The sequence below is a fragment of the Kosakonia oryzendophytica genome (assembly GCF_900094925.1).
Lineage (GTDB): Bacteria > Pseudomonadota > Gammaproteobacteria > Enterobacterales > Enterobacteriaceae > Kosakonia > Kosakonia oryzendophytica.
Genome location: NZ_FMAY01000008.1, coordinates 78,813 through 97,325 on the forward strand (window position 1 = coordinate 78,813; position 18,513 = coordinate 97,325).

Annotated in this window: 17 protein-coding genes and 1 pseudogene; 7 read left to right on the forward strand and 11 right to left on the reverse strand. The window is 48.1% G+C overall.

The window, feature by feature from the left end; all coding sequences use genetic code 11:
* Positions 1-103: 103 nt before the first annotated feature.
* On the reverse strand, positions 104-1,432 hold the full coding sequence (locus GA0061071_RS14650; RefSeq protein WP_088237804.1) for a 6-phospho-beta-glucosidase: 1,329 nt from the start codon (positions 1,430-1,432) through the stop codon (positions 104-106).
* A gap of 115 nt (positions 1,433-1,547) precedes the next feature.
* Here GA0061071_RS14650 and GA0061071_RS14655 point away from each other — a divergent pair, with 115 nt between their 5' ends.
* The 3 genes and pseudogenes from GA0061071_RS14655 to GA0061071_RS23320 form a co-directional block, all read left to right on the forward strand.
* A complete protein-coding gene (locus GA0061071_RS14655) occupies positions 1,548-2,444 on the forward strand; it encodes a LysR substrate-binding domain-containing protein (RefSeq protein WP_088237803.1) in 897 nt (298 codons plus the stop codon).
* A gap of 467 nt (positions 2,445-2,911) precedes the next feature.
* On the forward strand, positions 2,912-3,448 hold the full coding sequence (locus GA0061071_RS14665; protein ID WP_088237802.1) for a dihydrofolate reductase family protein: 537 nt from the start codon (positions 2,912-2,914) through the stop codon (positions 3,446-3,448).
* Positions 3,449-3,537: 89 nt separating this feature from the next.
* A pseudogene (locus GA0061071_RS23320) lies at positions 3,538-3,692 on the forward strand (IS3 family transposase); the annotation flags it as partial.
* Positions 3,693-3,848: 156 nt separating this feature from the next.
* On the opposite strand, the gene GA0061071_RS14670 reads toward GA0061071_RS23320, so the two are convergent.
* Positions 3,849-4,751, reverse strand: coding sequence for a LysR family transcriptional regulator (locus tag GA0061071_RS14670; RefSeq protein ID WP_088237801.1), 903 nt, complete (start codon positions 4,749-4,751; stop codon positions 3,849-3,851).
* A 90-nt stretch (positions 4,752-4,841) separates the two neighbouring features.
* On the opposite strand from GA0061071_RS14670, the gene GA0061071_RS14675 reads away from it, so the two are divergent.
* Positions 4,842-5,858: an NADP-dependent oxidoreductase gene (locus GA0061071_RS14675; protein WP_088237800.1), complete on the forward strand. Its 1,017-nt coding sequence runs from the start codon at positions 4,842-4,844 to the stop codon at positions 5,856-5,858.
* Between the two features lie 58 nt (positions 5,859-5,916).
* Positions 5,917-6,222 (forward strand): putative quinol monooxygenase, encoded by a 306-nt coding sequence (locus GA0061071_RS14680; protein WP_088237799.1) that lies wholly within the window; start codon positions 5,917-5,919, stop codon positions 6,220-6,222.
* Between the two features lie 458 nt (positions 6,223-6,680).
* Here the strand turns inward: GA0061071_RS14680 and GA0061071_RS14685 are convergent, their stop codons facing one another.
* Genes GA0061071_RS14685 through GA0061071_RS14705 form a run of 5 tightly spaced genes read right to left on the reverse strand, consistent with a single transcriptional unit; the run spans position 6,681 to position 10,613 of the window.
* Positions 6,681-7,055, reverse strand: coding sequence for a nuclear transport factor 2 family protein (locus GA0061071_RS14685; RefSeq protein ID WP_245191429.1), 375 nt, complete (start codon positions 7,053-7,055; stop codon positions 6,681-6,683).
* Positions 7,052-7,291 (reverse strand): DUF2164 domain-containing protein, encoded by a 240-nt coding sequence (locus GA0061071_RS14690; RefSeq protein ID WP_061493369.1) that lies wholly within the window; start codon positions 7,289-7,291, stop codon positions 7,052-7,054. Before GA0061071_RS14690 ends, GA0061071_RS14685 begins: the two co-directional genes overlap by 4 nt.
* Positions 7,278-8,195 (reverse strand): JmjC domain-containing protein, encoded by a 918-nt coding sequence (locus tag GA0061071_RS14695; RefSeq protein WP_061493368.1) that lies wholly within the window; start codon positions 8,193-8,195, stop codon positions 7,278-7,280. Before GA0061071_RS14695 ends, GA0061071_RS14690 begins: the two co-directional genes overlap by 14 nt.
* Before the next feature lies 1 nt (position 8,196).
* On the reverse strand, positions 8,197-9,873 hold the full coding sequence (locus GA0061071_RS14700; protein ID WP_061493367.1) for an ATP-binding cassette domain-containing protein: 1,677 nt from the start codon (positions 9,871-9,873) through the stop codon (positions 8,197-8,199).
* Positions 9,874-9,917: 44 nt separating this feature from the next.
* Positions 9,918-10,613 carry a glycine-rich domain-containing protein gene (locus tag GA0061071_RS14705; RefSeq protein ID WP_088237798.1) on the reverse strand — a complete coding sequence of 232 codons (696 nt, stop codon included), beginning with the start codon at positions 10,611-10,613 and terminating at the stop codon, positions 9,918-9,920.
* Positions 10,614-11,615: 1,002 nt separating this feature from the next.
* Here GA0061071_RS14705 and mutS point away from each other — a divergent pair.
* The gene (gene mutS / locus GA0061071_RS14710; RefSeq protein WP_061493365.1) at positions 11,616-14,177 is read left to right on the forward strand and encodes a DNA mismatch repair protein MutS; all 2,562 of its coding nucleotides are present in this window, start codon (positions 11,616-11,618) and stop codon (positions 14,175-14,177) included.
* Between the two features lie 319 nt (positions 14,178-14,496).
* On the opposite strand, the gene GA0061071_RS14715 is transcribed toward mutS, so the two are convergent.
* The 3 genes from GA0061071_RS14715 to GA0061071_RS14725 are packed head-to-tail and all read right to left on the reverse strand — an operon-like array spanning position 14,497 to position 16,755.
* Positions 14,497-14,724 (reverse strand): non-oxidative hydroxyarylic acid decarboxylases subunit D, encoded by a 228-nt coding sequence (locus GA0061071_RS14715; RefSeq protein ID WP_061493364.1) that lies wholly within the window; start codon positions 14,722-14,724, stop codon positions 14,497-14,499.
* Positions 14,725-14,734: 10 nt separating this feature from the next.
* Complete coding sequence (locus tag GA0061071_RS14720) at positions 14,735-16,162, reverse strand: non-oxidative hydroxyarylic acid decarboxylases subunit C (protein WP_088237797.1); 1,428 nt, start codon at positions 16,160-16,162, stop codon at positions 14,735-14,737.
* Positions 16,162-16,755 (reverse strand): non-oxidative hydroxyarylic acid decarboxylases subunit B, encoded by a 594-nt coding sequence (locus GA0061071_RS14725; protein WP_061493362.1) that lies wholly within the window; start codon positions 16,753-16,755, stop codon positions 16,162-16,164. The genes GA0061071_RS14720 and GA0061071_RS14725 overlap by 1 nt, the downstream gene beginning before the upstream one ends.
* Before the next feature lie 170 nt (positions 16,756-16,925).
* Here GA0061071_RS14725 and GA0061071_RS14730 point away from each other — a divergent pair, with 170 nt between their 5' ends.
* The gene (locus GA0061071_RS14730) at positions 16,926-17,336 is read left to right on the forward strand and encodes a MarR family winged helix-turn-helix transcriptional regulator (protein ID WP_061493361.1); all 411 of its coding nucleotides are present in this window, start codon (positions 16,926-16,928) and stop codon (positions 17,334-17,336) included.
* Between the two features lie 59 nt (positions 17,337-17,395).
* Here GA0061071_RS14730 and rpoS read toward each other — a convergent pair whose 3' ends face one another.
* Positions 17,396-18,388: an RNA polymerase sigma factor RpoS gene (gene rpoS / locus GA0061071_RS14735; protein WP_061493360.1), complete on the reverse strand. Its 993-nt coding sequence runs from the start codon at positions 18,386-18,388 to the stop codon at positions 17,396-17,398.
* Positions 18,389-18,513 lie beyond the last annotated feature (125 nt).

Here is an 18,513-nt window from a genome sequence, read left to right on the forward strand (position 1 = left end):
TTTAAAATCAAGCTATCATTCATTTCTTAACAACACTCAAATATTCATATGGAAAATATTCTTTATATTAAATAAGGTGTTATTAGCTGTAAGTAATCAAAAATTAACTTGCGTCAAACATCCAGTGGAATTGAGGCATATGTTCGAGATTTTCAAACACCGTTTCTTTCAGAGCCTCGTCCAGTATCGTACCGGTATTTACGATTGGATTTAGAATTAAACCTCGTTTTGCTGCAACGAGATCGCCTTTAACTGCAGCTTCAACTGTCAGAGTTTCGAATTCTTTCATCAGCTGGATAAGCCGCAGCGTATCGTCAGGAAATGGTTCGACATTAAGAGGCAACGGACCATTTTTAGTAATAATTGAGCTGACTTCAACGACGCAGTCGTCGGGTAATCCGCTGATTGTTCCATTGTTTCGAGTATTAACATGCATGATTTTACGTTTATCGTTATATATGGAAGCCATTAATTCACATGCAGCCTCGGAATAATACTGCCCACCTCTTTTCTCGAGTTCCTTAGGTTTTTCCTCTAGTGCAGGGTTTTTATAAATATCGAAAAGCCTTTTTTCTATTGCCTTAACTACTTCGCCACGAGTTCCTTCTCCATTTGCCTCAGCTTGCTCCTGCTTCATAATATCATCACTCATGTAATAATATCGTAGATACGCACAAGGGATCATTCCCATTTTCCTCAGGAGATCGTCAGGCCATTCAAACGGAGGAATATTAGAAGGAACCAAGGGGTCATTACCTTTAAGTATTTCACTAATGATAAAATCCAATTTATCATCGCCTTGATAGAGTACCTTACGTGCCCATATCAAATGATTAAGGCCAGCCACTTGCATAATAAACTCACCTTCGCTGGCGTTAAGTATTTTGGAAATCCCTTTCTCCATAATTACTGGTACATTACATAATCCAATTGCTTTAATTTTTGTGTATTTCAGAATCGCCTCTGTGACCATACCTGAGGGATTCGTGAAGTTAAGAAACCAGGCGTTTGGACAAAGTTCTTCCATTTCCCGGCAGATTTGAAGAGTTACAGGAATAGTACGACATGCATTGGCAAAACCACCCAAACCATTAGTTTCCTGGCCAATCATTCCGTACTTCAGAGAGATTCGTTCATCTCGGATACGGCCTTCAAGACAACCAGCTCTAAATTGAGAGCAAACAAAGTCAGCATCTTTGAGGGCCAGGCGGCGATCCAGCGTAACGTTAATATCAATATGTAAACCCTTATGCTTTATCATTCGCTTTGCAAGTTCAGAAATGATATTAACTTTTTCCCTTCCTTCTTCTATATCTACTAGCCATAATTCGCTAACTGGTAGCTCAGAATGACGGTTTATTAGACCCTCAATCAATTCTGGTGTATAGCTGGAGCCTCCCCCGATAACGACAACTTTTAATTTATTACTCATTATGGTTATTCCTCAGATAAATTGTTATGTTAATCTTTCATGAAACAACCAATGTCGACAAACAACATCGCGCAGCCTATGCATTAGAAGAGCTTATACATGGAAGGTAACACCTATGGCAAACAGAGAGAATATTTTAGCAAATTTGTATACTTTCAGTGTGGTAGCTAAATTTCTTAGCTTTACACTTGCCGCTGAGGAACTCTGTTTAACACAGAGCGCTGTAAGCCAAAGAGTTAAAAAACTTGAAGCAGATCTCGGTTTTGCACTTTTTATACGATTGACAAGGAAGCTTGAGTTGACAGAAGAAGGTGTAAGAATGCTCAGGACCTTAACAAAATCTGTTTCAGCTATTTTTTCCGAAATAGATGATATCAGATTTAACGAATTAAGAGGTGAGCTATATATTGGGGTCGCTCCAACATTTGCACATCTGTGGCTAGTACCCAGATTATCTACATTTCAATGTTTATATCCTCACCTTGATGTTAAAATTAGAGTTAAGGCCAGTAAACTTGATTTTCAAAATCAACCTGTCGACATTGCCATCTATTATGGAAATGAAAAGCATCCTGATTTCTATCATGTGCGTTTATTTGAGGAATTTCTCACTCCTGTTTGCACACCTGAATATGCTAAACGTTTTTGTTTACTGGATAATGATAGTCGCTTCGAAGAGGTGACATTTCTGCATTGTACAGAATCGCTGGAGTTTTTGTCACCACTTAACGAATGGCAACATTGGTTGATATCTACAAATAGAAACCCAAATATATTAAAACATAAATACGTTTTCAATCATGAGGAACTTACCATGGTTGCAGCCAGAAATTCTATGGGTGTAGCATTGGGCAGATATCACCTTATTAAGCCATATATTGAATCTGGTGATCTTGTTACTATTTTTGAGCGTGTACCTTCTGGTTTTGGATATGATCTTATCTGCCGTAAAAGTGATGAAACCAGACCAAAGATTCAAGCATTCTTGAAATGGATTAATGAGATGGTTTGATGTGTATTTTCCAGGAATAATATAAGACGTAAAACGATATTATTTACCCACTTCTCTGATTTGCTTATCTTTTTTTATATTGCATTAAACTTTAGACTATTTTTCGCTCATGAAGGACAATCCTTCTCAAATCTCTCACATTGCATGAGGTTGGAGTATGAACGCATCGCAGTGAAACAAAGACCGCATCATCGGACAAAAAAATATCTCATATCTGGGGGATTCGAATCAGATTTGAACAGGAAGGTAAAACGTGCGATCCAGTCCCGTTGAACATGGCTTTGGACAGTAAGCTTCGAGTTGTGATGATCTGCCCCCTTCTGGATTCAACGCCACGCGTTTTTTTGCCTTAAACCATAAAGGGGACATTGCTACTCTCATGCTACATTTTTCCACAGGAAGCATGTCAATACCGCTAACATCCCTAAACTCAACGAGATATATGCAACCTGAATACGGAGCACTTGATGGTCACCACACATGTTTTTATCGCGGTCAGTCTTGATGGGTATATCGCCCGACAGGATGGCGATATCGACTGGCTGTTGCAGCGCGATGACCCAACAGAAGATCATGGGTATGCAGCATTCATCGCGGATAAAGATTGGATCGTTATGGGTCGAGGCAGCTATGAGAAGGTACTGACCTTTGATGAATGGCCTTATGATCGCCCCGTGCTGGTGCTCTCCCGACAGCGAACCGATACCCCCGTGCCCGATGAGCTGAAGGGCAAAGTGCAGTTCTCATGCCGCACGCCAAGGGAAGTGCTTGCTGACCTGACGGTGCAGAACGCGCATCGAGTCTATCTCGATGGCGGGCAGGTCATACAGTCGTTTCTGCGCGAAGGTCTGGTCGCCGATATCGTTATCACTACCGTTCCTGTCCTGCTCGGTTCGGGAAAACCGTTGTTCGGATCCCTGCCCGGGGATATAGATTTGACGCTGTTATCAAGCCGCAGCTTCCCTTCGGGTCTGGTGCAGTCACACTATCGACTGACGTCATAAGCTGCATATAAACATAGCGACGACCTCCGTTAAAGCGAGAGTACCGCCCTGCTGCTGGCGGTACTGTTTTACTTCAACGACCTTGCTCCAGTTCACTGAAGAAGGAACGTATCAGAAAACGGATCTACACAACCCGGTATCTGGTCGTGCCGATATCTTCGATTACATGGGTGCGCTCTGCAACCGGGCCCGGAACCACAGCCATCTCAGCGGTGTCAGCCCGGAAGCCTTCAAACAGTCCTCGTTGAGAGGACAGGATTTGTCTACTGTCGTGGGGCTAGTCCAGGCAAAAGTGCCCGCTCATAGCGGACCTTGCGGCTCTTCAACAGGTCCGCGCTGTGGCAGGAGTGGATATTTATCATCTTGATGACGCCAAAATGTTCAAACCGGTAACTGGCATCTAAAAATGCCCAAAAAGATGATCCAGGAATGCACGCACAGCAGGATTAGCGCGGCGACTTTCATGCCACAGTACCGAAATGTTATGCCGCTCTACGGTAAAGTCCGTCAGCAGAGGGACTAATTTTTTATTCTTTACCCACGAATCAGCCACAAAGCTCGCTGCCATGCCTATTCCGGCACCGGCAGCCACTGCCGCTACAACGGCTTCACTGACATCAACGATGATCTCAGATGAAGGCACGATGTCGATCTCCTGCTCTCCAACCCGGAACGGCCAGCGAAAAACCTGCCCGGTATTCTGGTAACGCAGATTGACCGTTTTGTGCTCCGTTAGATCATTCGGGTGTTCTGGCGCGGAGTGCCTGGCCAAATATTCAGGCGAGGCATAACAACCTATGTGATAAGGAGAAAGGTGGCGAGACAAAAGAGTTGAATCCGCGAGTTCACCGAGCCGGACGGCAATATCAATATTCTCATCAACGATATTTATCACGTGATCGCTTAACCGTAAGTCAATCTTCACGTTGGGATAAATGGCGCAGAACTGCGGAATAACCGGGGCGATCATATGAATACCGATCGGCAACGATGCCGCTATTCTCAGTGTTCCCGCGGGCTCTGCACGTGCGCGCTTTGCCAGTTGCCCAATCTCTTCAGCATCGCGCAACAACCGTAATGCTCGCTCGTGCAGCTCACGCCCTTCCGCGGTCAAAACCAAAGAGCGTGTGGTGCGGGTAAATAACGTGACCCCGAGCTGATGCTCCAGCCGCTGGATACTCTTACTTACCGCTGAAGGTGAAACGGACAGAGAGCGGGCGGCAGCCGTATAGCTACCGAGAGACCCGGCACGCGCGAATGCAATAAGACCCGTGAGTCTTTCAAAACCAATTTGTTCCTTCATGGCACAATTAAAGCGAAATGGAGCCTGATTATCAATCCATGGGAACGATCTTATTATTTGTCACGTGAATCCTTTTACAGTGAGATGATAATGACTGAGGTAATGAAAGCAGTACAACTGCATGCTTTTGGGGGGCCCGAAAACCTGCTGTATGAAGACGCGCCGAAACCCACTGTGGGAAGCGACGAAGTACTTGTAAAGATATATGCTGCCAGTCTTAACCCCCCCGATTTGTATCTCCGGGACGGCTATCGGGCGCTTCCGCCTGAATGGTGGCCAACCCCCACATTCCCGCTCATCCTGGGAACTGATGTATCCGGCGTCGTTGCAGCCGTCGGTGAAAATGTCTCTGCCTTCAGCCCTGGCGATGAGGTCTATTCCATGGTGCGCTTCCCGGAAGGGATAATGAATGGCAGCGGTGCCTATGCAGACTATGTAAGCATTCCCGCATCACAGGTGGCACTCAAACCCCACGGACTCACACATGTCGAGGCTGCTGGTGCGCCGATGTCGCTTCTTACGGCCTGGCAATTCCTTGTCGAGCTGGGTCACGATGCCCCCAATCCATTTCAGCCATTTCAGCACACACCGGTTTCACTGAATGGCCGGACAGTACTGGTAAATGGTGCTGGCGGGGGCGTGGGACATCTCGCCGTACAGATAGCGAAGTGGAAAGGGGCGCGGGTTATTGCCGTGGCCTCGTCCCGACATGAAAAACGTCTACGCGACCTGGGTGCGGATGAGTTCATCGATTACACCCTTACAACCGCAGAGACCGCAGTAGAAAATGTCGATCTCGTTCTGGACAGTGTCGGTGGTTCAAATATGGCGCGCTTCCTTGGTTGCATCAAACAGGGCGGCGCATTGTTTCTGGTTAATCCGTTAGGGTTTTCCGGCCAGAATGAGGCCGTTAAAAAAGGGATTACCGTCTCCTCCACACAAGTACGTTCGAGTGGTGCGCAACTCACTGAAGCCGCTCATCTTCTGGAAAAAGGCATTATTCGGGTAGTTATAGATAGTACTTATCCCTTAGCCAGAGCATCAGATGCGCATAAGCGCGCTGCACAGGGAAGTATTCAGGGCAAAATTGTGCTCACGAACTTTTGATTATCGCGAAACCTGCCATTCATTGAGGTTATATGTGTGGCAGGAAGATGGGGGTAACATGTTAATTATCCTTGGTTATGTCCATATCCAACCTTCTGTGTTGGGACAATTTATGAATGAGATAGGGTTGCTGGCTGAAAGCGTGCGGAGGCGCGATGGCAACATTTCGTACAACATCGCCGTCGAGGATAATCTGGCAGGGAAAATACTGATAGCTGAGCGCTGGAAAAATCACGTTGCACTGAGCGCGCACCTTGAATCTGCCGATACTGTGGCCTTTATTGAGCGATGGCAGAATTCAATGACAGGAGACGTTCTGAAATATGACGCAGTTAATGAACGGGGGCTGACGGAGTTGACCTGAGCTCCGTTAATAAAAGAACCAATGAGCGATGTAAAATTTAATGAGAATTAAAAAAACCTCTAACTGATTAAAATTTAAGAAAATGCAATCATATACTGGTGGTGCGAACACGTTACACTTTGTCTGAAGCGTCGGGGACTTTCTGTTCCCGTAAGCGGAGAAGCCGCCGTGAATGACAGCAGAACAAAATCGCTCGCTATGAAGCAGAATATGGACAGGGCCGGTGGTGGCAGCAGCATGCGGCGGCCAATCCGAAAGCTGCCATAGCAGCCACTTTTGGCCGCTACAAACGATGTTTAACGTTGATTCTTCTCCCCCCTACTGACTCTGATCTCGAATATGATCCAATTACTGATTTGCCCAAGAGCCTTCCTTAATAGAGGAAGGCTCCTGTTTCTGCAGTAAATGATTTTCCGGTCTGCATCGTCAGCTGCTCTTAACCCTGTAGCACGCTTCAGTCAGGGCTCAGAGGATTCATAAGACTGAAACTGAAGCTTCCACGATCCTTTCAGTTTTATCCAGCATTCAATAAAGCTTATCCGAATTTGCTCATCCGGTGATGAAATCACGGCGATACCGCTTACCGAAGCTATGTCACCAAGCTCACGCGTGACAACGTCATATTCTTCCCGGCGTGTCTGCTGAAAAACAGCAGGATTATCCTGCTTCAGGAGCGTTAATTTGCGCAGCTGATGTTTCTTATAGATCATCTTCTCTCCGTTAGTGGAGAAGAACCAATCAGCCTCAAGATAATCCAGTTGAGCAATATCCAAACAATAGAAAGCGTTATACCATTCTTTACGCATCAGCTGGAGATTTGATCCAATTTTCACAGTATCCTCTTCAGATCCATGTATTCCTGTATTTGCTCACTGAATGACTGATGCGTTTTAATCGCCTCTTCTATACCCGCATTGTAAAACAGGGGCCCAAAGGTTTTTATCACAAACTCCGCAAAAAATTCCGCATCAAATTGCTCCAGCTGGAAATCCAGCTGCTGTTCACAGTATGACTGCAGTTGAGACACGATAAGGTGCTTTTCTTCTTTGCTTAATTTAATTTCTGACATCCCGGGTCCTTATATCAGGGAGGTTAAACTTCACATATCGCTGCTGCATACAGTCTTGAATAATAGCTGACTCCCACAAATCTATATCAATTTCTTTAAGGCACTCTGTGAGCATCATCTGCAAGGATGCATTATCAGAAGCGCTGCTCGAAAAAGCGACAGGTTCGCGCAGTTCAGGATACCGCGCAAGGGAGTCTAAAACCGTTTTAATAACATCAAGTTTGCGCGGCCGGATCACAGGAAAAGAAATGTGAAGGGAGCGCTCCCCTTCTGTACGTACATTATGCCAGTATCCGGCGGGCAAATAGACGGCCTGTCCTGGCTCAATTCTCAGTGTCATCATGGGTTCACCCGCCGGTGGCGTGAAATCGAAACTTTTATCTGACAGCAAGGGATAGGGATGAGTGGGGGCGTGAATATCCCACAATTTAGCCCCCTCGATCTGTACGGCGATGACATCATGGTTATCGAAATGGAGACCAAAACTTGGCGTGGATGACCACGCGCAGTAAAGATTCGCTGTCGACCGGCACCGTAACTGAGAACTCAGATAATCAGTCACTTTTCGCACATTTTCAAAATATGCCTGACAGCGATCGATAATAAGGGTACTTCCAGACTGCAGACTTTTGAGAAGATTGTAGCGATTTACATGCGGCGACTTTTCGCCAGTCACGCTGAGCGTGTAAGAAACAAAGCCTCTGTAACCCCGGATGGCAGGGTTACTGTCATTAGCCAGACGAATTCTTGGATAATCCAGAATATCTTTTTCCAGAAGATAATTAATATCATCCCAGCATAATAGCCCAGAAGCATCAACCTTCTCAAAAAGATACGGCTTCTTCTGAAACGCTGTGCGGGTAAATGTTTCAATTTCCTGCTGAGCAATAAATTGCTTGTCCATTTCAGCCTGCCTTTTGTTTAATGCCAGTTAGGTGAATAAGAGCATCTTTTTTAACTTCATATTTTACGGAGTCTGGAAATGCTGCCTGAAGTCCAGGATCGTGAGAAACAATCAGAACGTGGCCGGTTAGTAAATACTCCTTAATCATTTCTATAAGTACTCGTGTGGACTCATGATCGAGTGCAGATGTCGGTTCATCCATGATCAGGAGTTGGGATGATTTTAAAAAAGCTGTAATTATATTTAATTTTTGTAATTCACCACCTGAAAGGTTACGCCCGCCTTCACCAACTGAAAAATCCAGTTCGTAAGGGAAAAAAATCCGTTTTGAAATTACAGCAAATTTTTTCTCATCAAATTCTCCCAAAAAGAAGATAAGGTTATCTCTTAGCGACGCATTAAGAAGAGAAAAAGACTGGGTAACAACGGAAACGCCAGGAGGCGTCGTTCCGTCTGATCCGGCTGACGTTATGTCGGGGGAGAAAATGATAGTTCCTTTATCTGGCCTGTCAATCAAGCTCAACAACCTGACCAGGCTTGTTTTTCCTGTGCCATTTTCACCAAGCAGAAGAACGGGTTTTCCTGAATCAAACTGTATATCCCCGCTCAGGCCAGAAAAAACGGTTTTTCCATCTTTATTTTTGTAGACATCATTGAGCATGATATAAAGTTGGTCAGGGAAATTTCCACATTGTGAACTCATGTCAGCCTTATCTGCATTAATATGTTTGCGAAGAGGAGACAAAGCGTCATTTAATATACGGAAGTCAATCCTGCACCGGTTAATATTACGCCAGAGGACGCCAATGCGATTCAATGGGAGAAAGACCTGAAAGAGAAACGTCGCAAGCATGATAAGGCTTCCGAATGTTATCGCACCGGTATTAAAGGCAATTCCGGCCGAAACGAGGACAATAACGCTACCAAAGGAAGAAAGAAGGGTCGTAAAAAAACCAAAGCGAAAAAATTCGTCCCGGACAGAGCGCTGAGAATTATCATAATTAATAACAGCATGACGCATTGTAGCCTGGCTCCGCAAGCCAGAACTATAAATTTTAGAGGAAAGATGAACGGACCCGAGCCCATGGAGAAGGCCGTTAATTTTCTTCCTGCTCATTGCTACATTTCGCATTAAAGAGAAACGTTTTTCCGTCAACTTTATAATAAAAATAACATATATTAAGACAACTGAAAGGAACTCCAGAGCTATTGTACTGCCGAGATACCACCAGACAGAAGCAATTATGAAAAGCGTCTGAAATACAACGGGTAAAGTTTCACTCCAGATGGTCCTGACATACGTTCCAATCGAACCCATTGCAGTTTCGTATACGGAGAACAGCTCACTTTTATTGACCGAATCCATATCCTCTGCATAAACAGAATTTATGTTTGAATATATTTCAGTACGCAATTCACTTTCCGATTTAATGCAGTACTCATGCACAATTCTTTCAGTAAGCGCATAACTGATAGGCATTAAAATTCTGATTGCGATGAAAAGAGAACAAAAAACAACCACTCCCTCATAGGAGGAAAGCTCCTGTTTATTATCAATGCAATATCGTACAAGAACACCGAATGAGATGAATAAAAATGAAGAAATCACCGTCAGTGATAGCGTCGATATTTGACTTAGCTTATTTTTTTTTAGCAGATTTTTTTCAATGAAATCCATACGATCACCTTTAAAGCCCGCATTAAGCGGGCTGCACTCATGAATTATCTTGAGTTACAAGAGCATCCGGCACCACAACCTTTTCCAGAACAGCCACACCCAGCCTTACCCGTGAGTGATCCCATGATAATTTTCATAACTTCATCTTTAGGCATAGCAAGAATTTCAGAAGTAATCATATTGAATGATTTACTGCTAACTTCACTTGAAACAAGTGGCATCCTTAAAGCATTGAGGCGATCGATACTATAGTTAACGGCATACTCACCGTACCATTTAATAACAGTCTCCTCGCCAAGAACCTCCTTAATTTTAAGGATTTGGTTATGATAAGCCTGTTGTTTATAAGTCTCAAAATCACTATTCATCGCTGTTATGTGTTTAATTTCACTTCTCAGCATTTCTCGCGTAAACGGGAAGTGATGAAGGAACCCCCCAAGGTATTCTTCACAAAAATGGTGATACCTATCTGTAAAAAGAACGAAGGTATGCCACATCTCATCGATGACCTGCATTTGTTCGTATACTGATATATTAAAACATTCAGTTTGACAGCGGGCGGCAAGATAAAGGAACTTTTTAGTCTCGTAGAATATATCCTCCGCCTCCTCCTGAGTGACATTCCATTCCTTTCTAAATTTAGTGATGAGATCCTCATTTTGGTACGCCAATACCCTGTCGATATCGCTCACATTGAGAGGACCATTATTGATATTACTGCGTAGCGCTTGCTGTAGCATTGTAATCTCCAGTTGCAGGTGAGGGTTATCTGGATTGATTTAATGTAATGCCTAATTGTTTTAGCGAAACGAGATGTGAAAGTTTATAAGTGAAATTTAAATATTTGTGTATATATATTTTCTTGTTATTTTTGAAGTTTGAGAGCACATACCGAAAAAACAACCCTTACCTGATTGATTTATAATGCAAAAAATCTCAAACTTTCACACCAATAAGATAAATCTTAAAACTTTTGTGATAATTGTATTTTTCTATTTTTTAATTACGAATTATTAATGACCTAATTATTTTTTATTTATTTTTAAAATGCAAAATAAATTAAGGAATAGGCATTCACCCTAAAGGCACTCAAAGACTCCTATAATTTCCAGTAATTTCTTTGTAGGCGGCATTAAACATAAGTATTAAATGATTTTCAAAAGCAGTAGGCGACTGTTCAACCAACACTTTTTTCACTCATCAACAAACATTGATTTAATAAAGGAGCTGGAAAATATTTCTTTAGATTCAGGACGGCCTGGATATATCCACACAAATTGCATTGGTTTAAATGAATATGCATACAATTGTCTATTTCACTGCATTTTAGAGGAATATTAAATATATTATTTCGCAAAAAGAGACTCTCTGAAGCTGCCCTGGTTTAGCCAGACAATCAGGCCAAACTATAGAGCCGGAACGTCTACCGGGTTGGGGTCACAAGCTTGCCCTGCAGAGCGCTCGTGTAACCGTAGAAAAAAGACCTGACGCCGATTGCGCCGCTGGACGCGTTTTCCCGATATCGGCTTTATCACTGTCACCTGGCTTCATCATTTCTCTCACTTTAAACAACAACACCTCCCCGTTGTTTCCCTGCCATAAAGACCTGGTTATCATGCTCGCTACGTCCTTATGAAAGGAAGTGCAGGATTTCATGAGATCCAATGAGCAACGTGAAACCTAATGAAAATTAAAAACATCACTCACTCATTAAAATTTAAGAAAATGGACATCATAAACTGATGAGTACACTAGAGAATTTCGACGCCCATACCCCAATGATGCAGCAGTATCTGAAGCTGAAAGCTCAGCATCCGGACATTCTGCTGTTCTATCGCATGGGGGACTTTTACGAGCTGTTTTACGACGATGCCAAACGCGCATCGCAGTTGATGGATATCTCATTGACCAAACGCGGCGCATCGGCGGGTGAACCGATCCCAATGGCGGGCGTACCGTATCATGCCGTCGAAAACTATCTGGCGAAGCTGGTCAGCCTTGGCGAGTCCGTGGCGATTTGCGAACAGATAGGCGATCCTGCCACCAGCAAAGGGCCGGTTGAGCGCAAAGTGGTACGCATTGTGACACCAGGCACCATCAGCGATGAAGCGCTGTTGCAGGAACGTCAGGATAACCTGCTGGCCGCCATCTGGCAGGACAGCAAAGGCTTTGGTTACGCCACGCTGGATATTAGCTCCGGGCGTTTTCGCGTAAGCGAACCGGCCGATCGCGACACCATGGCCGCCGAATTACAACGTACCAACCCGGCCGAACTGCTGTATGCCGAAGACTTTGCGGAAACCGCATTGATTGAAGGTCGCCGAGGTTTGCGCCGCCGCCCGCTGTGGGAGTTTGAAATTGACACCGCCCGCCAGCAGCTCAATCTGCAATTCGGTACCCGCGATCTGGTTGGCTTCGGCGTCGAGAATGCTCCGCGCGGTCTGTGCGCCGCCGGTTGTCTGCTGCAATATGTGAAAGACACGCAGCGCACCGCCCTGCCGCATATTCGCTCCATTACTATGGAGCGCCAGCAGGACACCATTATTATGGATGCCGCCACGCGCCGTAATCTGGAGATCACCCAGAACCTGGCAGGCGGGATAGAAAACACGTTGGCGTCGGTGCTGGACTGTACCGTCACCGCCATGGGTAGCCGTATGCTGAAACGCTGGCTGCATATGCCCGTGCGCGATACCCGGGTGTTAGTCGAACGCCAACAAACCATCAGCGCGTTACAGGAACGCACTGGCGAATTACAGCCAGTGTTGCGCCAGGTCGGCGACCTTGAACGTATTCTTGCCCGTCTGGCGCTGCGCACCGCTCGCCCACGCGATCTGGCGCGTATGCGTTACGCTTTCCAGCAATTGCCGGAACTGCGCCGCCAGTTGGCGGACATCGACAGTGCGCCGGTTCAGGCGCTGCGCGAAAACATGGGTGAATTCACCGAACTGCGTGAATTGCTTGAACGGGCGATTATTGACGCTCCACCTGTGCTGGTGCGCGACGGTGGCGTCATTGCTCCAGGATATAACGCCGAGCTGGACGAGTGGCGTGGGCTGGCGGAGGGGGCGACCGATTACCTCGACAGACTCGAGATCCGCGAACGCGAACGTCTCGGGCTGGATACCCTGAAAGTCGGCTATAACGCCGTGCACGGTTATTACATCCAGATCAGCCGCGGTCAGAGCCACCTGGCGCCCATTCACTATGTGCGCCGCCAGACGCTGAAAAACGCCGAACGCTATATTATTCCGGAGCTGAAAGAGTACGAAGATAAGGTCCTGACCTCTAAAGGCAAAGCGCTGGCGCTGGAGAAACAGCTGTATGAAGAACTGTTCGATCTGCTGATGCCACACCTGGCGGATCTGCAACAAAGCGCGTCTGCACTGGCAGAACTGGATGTGCTGGTCAACCTGGCGGAACGCGCTGAAACGCTCAATTACTGCTGCCCGACCTTTAGCGACAAACCGGGCATTCGCATTAGCGAAGGCCGTCACCCGGTGGTGGAACAGGTGCTGAAAGAGCCGTTTATCGCTAACCCGCTGAATTTATCCCCTCAGCGCCGGATGCTGATCATTACCGGGCCGAATATGGGCGGTAAAAGTACCTATATGCGTCAGACTGCATTGATTGCGCTGCTGGCGTATATCGGTAGCTATGTTCCGGCACAGAAGGTCGAGATTGGTCCCATTGATCGTATCTTTACCCGAGTCGGCGCGGCGGATGATCTGGCCAGCGGGCGATCGACTTTTATGGTGGAGATGACCGAGACCGCCAACATTCTGCACAATGCCACCGAAAACAGCCTGGTGTTGATGGATGAGATTGGCCGCGGGACATCCACCTATGATGGTCTGTCGCTGGCCTGGGCTTGCGCAGAGAATCTGGCGAATAAAATCAAGGCACTGACGCTGTTTGCCACTCACTACTTTGAGTTGACGCAACTGCCCGAGAAAATGGAAGGCGTGGCAAATGTGCATCTGGACGCACTGGAGCATGGCGATACCATTGCCTTTATGCACAGCGTGCAGGATGGTGCGGCCAGTAAGAGCTACGGGCTGGCGGTTGCCGCACTGGCTGGCGTGCCGAAAGAGGTGATCAAGCGGGCGCGTGGTAAGCTGCGCGAACTGGAAAGCCTGTCGCCGAATGCAGCAGCTACGCAAGTCGATGGTACGCAGATGTCGCTGCTGGCGGCTCAGGAAGAGACCAGCCCGGCTGTTGAAGCGCTGGAAAATCTTGATCCGGACGCGTTAACACCGCGTCAGGCGCTGGAGTGGATTTATCGCCTGAAGAGTCTGGTCTAGGTTGCCCTCACCCCGGCCCTCTCCCCCAGGGAGAGGGAGAAAACCGAGCTCTCACGCCGGCCCTCCCCCCAGGGAGAGAGAAAACCGAGCTCTCACGCCGATCCTCTCACAAGGATGGGGGAGAACGGTTCCCTCACCCCGCCCCTCTCCCCCAGTGAGAGGGAGAAAACCGAGCATTCACCCCGCCCCTCTCCCACAGAGAGAGGGAGAAAACCGAGCACTCACCCCGGGAGAGGGAGAAAACCGAGCACTCACGCAGGTTTTCTCACACTGGGAGAAGGGCCCCCTCATTCCTCCTGGAGGAAATGAGGGGAACGACTCATTTCGTCAACAGTGGTGGAATGGTCGGGACTTGCGGCGCGTTATCAATATCCTGTTGCGTCATCCGAAACGCTTCCGGGTAGTGTTCACGGCTGGTGCGGCGCAGTGGCTCAGTATCTCGCCAGGTATATAAACAGTGCTGGCACTGATAAACCGTCCAGACCCCTTTGACTGGCGAGGTCGCCATCACTTCAATCTGCTCATCGGCACAACGTGGGCATATCATCATTCGCTCCTTATCGACGATTCGCCAGCATGGCGGTTAGTTTTTCGGTCCAGGCTTTGGTCTCCGGCAGATCGCGCACCGGCTGGCTATAGTGACCGCGGTTATCCGGTGCGACTGGCGTGGTTGCATCGATAATCAGTTTGTCGGTGATCCCTGCCGGGCTGGATCCCGGATCCAGCTCCAGTACCGACATATTCGGCAACTGAACCAGATCGCCTGCGGGGTTCACTTTTGACGACAGTGCCCACATCACCTGCGGCAAGTTAAACGGATCGACATCTTCATCCACCATGATCACCATCTTCACATAGCCCAACCCGTGCGGCGTGGTCATGGCGCGCAACCCAACGGCGCGGGCAAAACCACCGTAGCGTTTTTTTGTTGAGATGATGGCCAGCAACCCGTGCGTATACATGGCGTTCACCGCCTGGACTTCCGGAAACTCGGCTTTGAGTTGCTGATACAGAGGAACACAGGTGGCAGGCCCAATCAGATAATCAATCTCTGTCCAGGGCATGCCAAGATAGAGTGATTCAAAAATCGGCTGGTTGCGGTAAGAGACTTTATCAATGCGCACCACCGTCATATTGCGCCCGCCGGAATAGTGCCCGGTGAACTCACCAAATGGCCCTTCGATTTCACGCTTACGCCCTTCTATCACCCCTTCGAGGATCACTTCAGACCCCCACGGCACATCGAAACCAGTCAGCGGCGCGGTGGCAATCGGATACGCTTTTTCGCGCAGCGCTCCCGCCATTTCATATTCCGATTGATCGTATTTCAGCGGCGTTGCGCCCATTAGCGTGATGATCGGTTCATTACCCAGCGAAATCACTATGGGTAAATCTTCACCGCGCTCTTCCGCTTTATGCAGGTGCAGCGCGATGTCATGCATCGGCACCGGTTGCAGGCCCAACTTGCGTTTACCTTTGACTTCCATGCGGTAGATACCGACATTCTGTTTACCAAAATGGTCGGGATCGGTCGGGTCGCGAGAAACCACGCAGGCTTTATCGAGGTAAAATCCGCCATCGCCATCGTTGAGGCGGAACAGCGGCAGAATGTCGAATAAGTTGATGTCGTCACCGTCAACGCAGTTCTCCGCCCATGGGGGATTGTCGCGGCGTTCTGGCGCAACCGGGAAGGTATCCCAACGGCGAATAAATTCATCAATCTGCTGCTTCACGGGGGTATTGGGTGGTAGTCCCATGGAAATCGCATGGTTTTGCCACGAACCGATGGTATTCATGGCTACGCGGGCATCCACAAAGCCGCGAATATTATCGAACCACAGTGCGGGCGCGCCTTCACCGATGCGGCCTGTCGCGTTCGCAGCGGCGGCCAGATCCGGCTCGGCATTGACCTCTTCACTGATCCTGAGCAGTTGTCCCTGGTCTTCCAGCGCGTTTAAAAAACCACGCAAATCATCAAAAGCCATTATGCATTCTCCTGTGAAAAATTCTGTGCCGCCTGCAAGCCGGCCCAACGTTTGGCCTGCGGCAGCGACAGACCAAACTGATCCAGCACGCGCGCAACAATATGCAGCGTGATGTCTTCAACCGTCTGCGGATGGTTGTAATACGCGGGCATCGGCGGCACCATGGCGACGCCAAGTCGGGACAGCGCCAGCATGTTTTCCAGATGGATGGCGCTCAGTGGCATTTCGCGCGGGACCAGCACTAACTTACGTCCCTCTTTCAGCACCACATCGGCGGCGCGTCCTACCAGCCCTTCAGCATAACCCGCGCGAATACCAGCCAGTGTTTTCATACTGCAGGGGATAATGATCATGCCGTCGGTATGGAAAGATCCGGATGAGATCGTGGCTGCCTGATCCGCCGGGTTATGGCAGTAATCCGCCAGCGCGGCGACATCGCGGGCGCGAAAAGGCGTTTCCAGCTCAATGGTGGTTTTTGCCCATTTCGACATCACCAGATGGCTTTCGACGTCTGGCATCGCTTGCAATGCCTGCAATAGCGCCACCGCTAATGGCGCGCCCGTTGCGCCGGTCATTCCTACAATCAGTTTCATCTGGCACCTTATTTTGTTCGTACACGAACATTGTGCCAATAACTTACGCTTGCCCCAAAAGAGTGACAAGAGAGTCACGGCGTTAGTCGCATAAAAGGTTAAAAACAGAGGCGTTATAAAGCGGCGCGGAAGCCGCTATGATAAAAGGAAGATCATGATGTGGAGTGCACATGGAATTAAGAAACGAAGCGTTTCACCTGTTACGCCAGCTCTTTCAGCAGCACACAGCGCAATGGCAGCAAGCGTTGCCAACGCTGACAAAGCCGCAGTATTCGGTGTTACGCTCCATTGCCGAACATCCGGGGATTGAACAGGTGATATTGACGGAAGCGGCGGTCAGCACGAAAGCAACGCTGGCGGAGATGCTCAGCCGCATGGAGAGCCGTGGGTTGGTGCGTCGTGAAAGCGATCCTGCGGATAAGCGTCGACGGTTTGTTTATCTGACGAAAGAAGGCGAAACATTGCTGGCGGCGAGCATTCCTGTTGGCAACGACGTGGACGAAGCGTTTTTAGGCCGACTTACCGCTGAGGAACGACAGGCGTTTTCGCTGCTCATCAGGAAGATGATGGCAAAAGCGTAATGCCAGAAATGAAAAAGGCCGGGTCATCTGCGACCGGCCTTTTTGGCTTGAATGGGTGCTTATTCGCGGAACAGCGCTTCGATATTCAGCCCTTGCGTTTGCAGGATTTCGCGCAAACGACGCAGACCTTCAACCTGAATCTGGCGAACACGTTCACGAGTGAGGCCAATTTCGCGGCCCACATCTTCGAGCGTCGCAGCTTCATAACCCAGCAGACCGAAACGACGCGCCAGCACTTCACGCTGTTTGGCATTCAGTTCGAACAGCCATTTGACGATGCTCTGTTTCATATCATCGTCCTGCGTGGTGTCTTCCGGGCCGTTATCTTTCTCATCGGCCAGGATATCCAGCAGCGCTTTTTCAGAATCACCGCCCAGCGGTGTATCAACTGAGGTAATGCGCTCGTTGAGACGCAGCATACGGCTGACATCATCAACAGGTTTATCAAGCTGTTCGGCTATCTCTTCCGCACTCGGTTCGTGGTCCAGCTTATGGGACAACTCACGCGCGGTGCGCAGATAAACGTTCAGCTCTTTCACAATGTGAATCGGCAGACGAATGGTACGGGTTTGATTCATGATCGCCCGTTCAATGGTCTGACGGATCCACCAGGTGGCGTAAGTCGAGAAACGGAACCCACGTTCCGGGTCAAACTTCTCAACGGCGCGGATTAACCCCAGGTTGCCCTCTTCAATCAGATCCAGCAGCGCCAGACCACGATTGCTGTAACGACGGGCAATCTTCACCACCAGACGCAGGTTACTTTCAATCATGCGACGGCGTGAGGCTACGTCACCTCGTAATGCACGGCGTGCGAAATAGACTTCTTCTTCGGCCGTCAATAGTGGGGAATACCCGATTTCCCCAAGGTATAGCTGAGTTGCGTCTAAAACACGCTGGGTAGCACCCTGCGATAACAGCTCTTCTTCCGCCAGGTCGTTATCACTGGGTTCCTCTTCTACTAAGGCTTTTTCGTCAAAAACCTCTGCTCCGTTCTCATCAAATTCCGCATCTTCATTTAGATCATGAACTTTCAGCGTATTCTGACTCATAAGGTGGCTCCTACCCGTGATCCCTGGGCAAAGCACCGGAACACTCATCACTGTGCTCATTGCAGCGGCATCTGCGCACGCTGCAATGGCTCAAATGGGGAGTGCTTCAACCACTTTGCACCGAT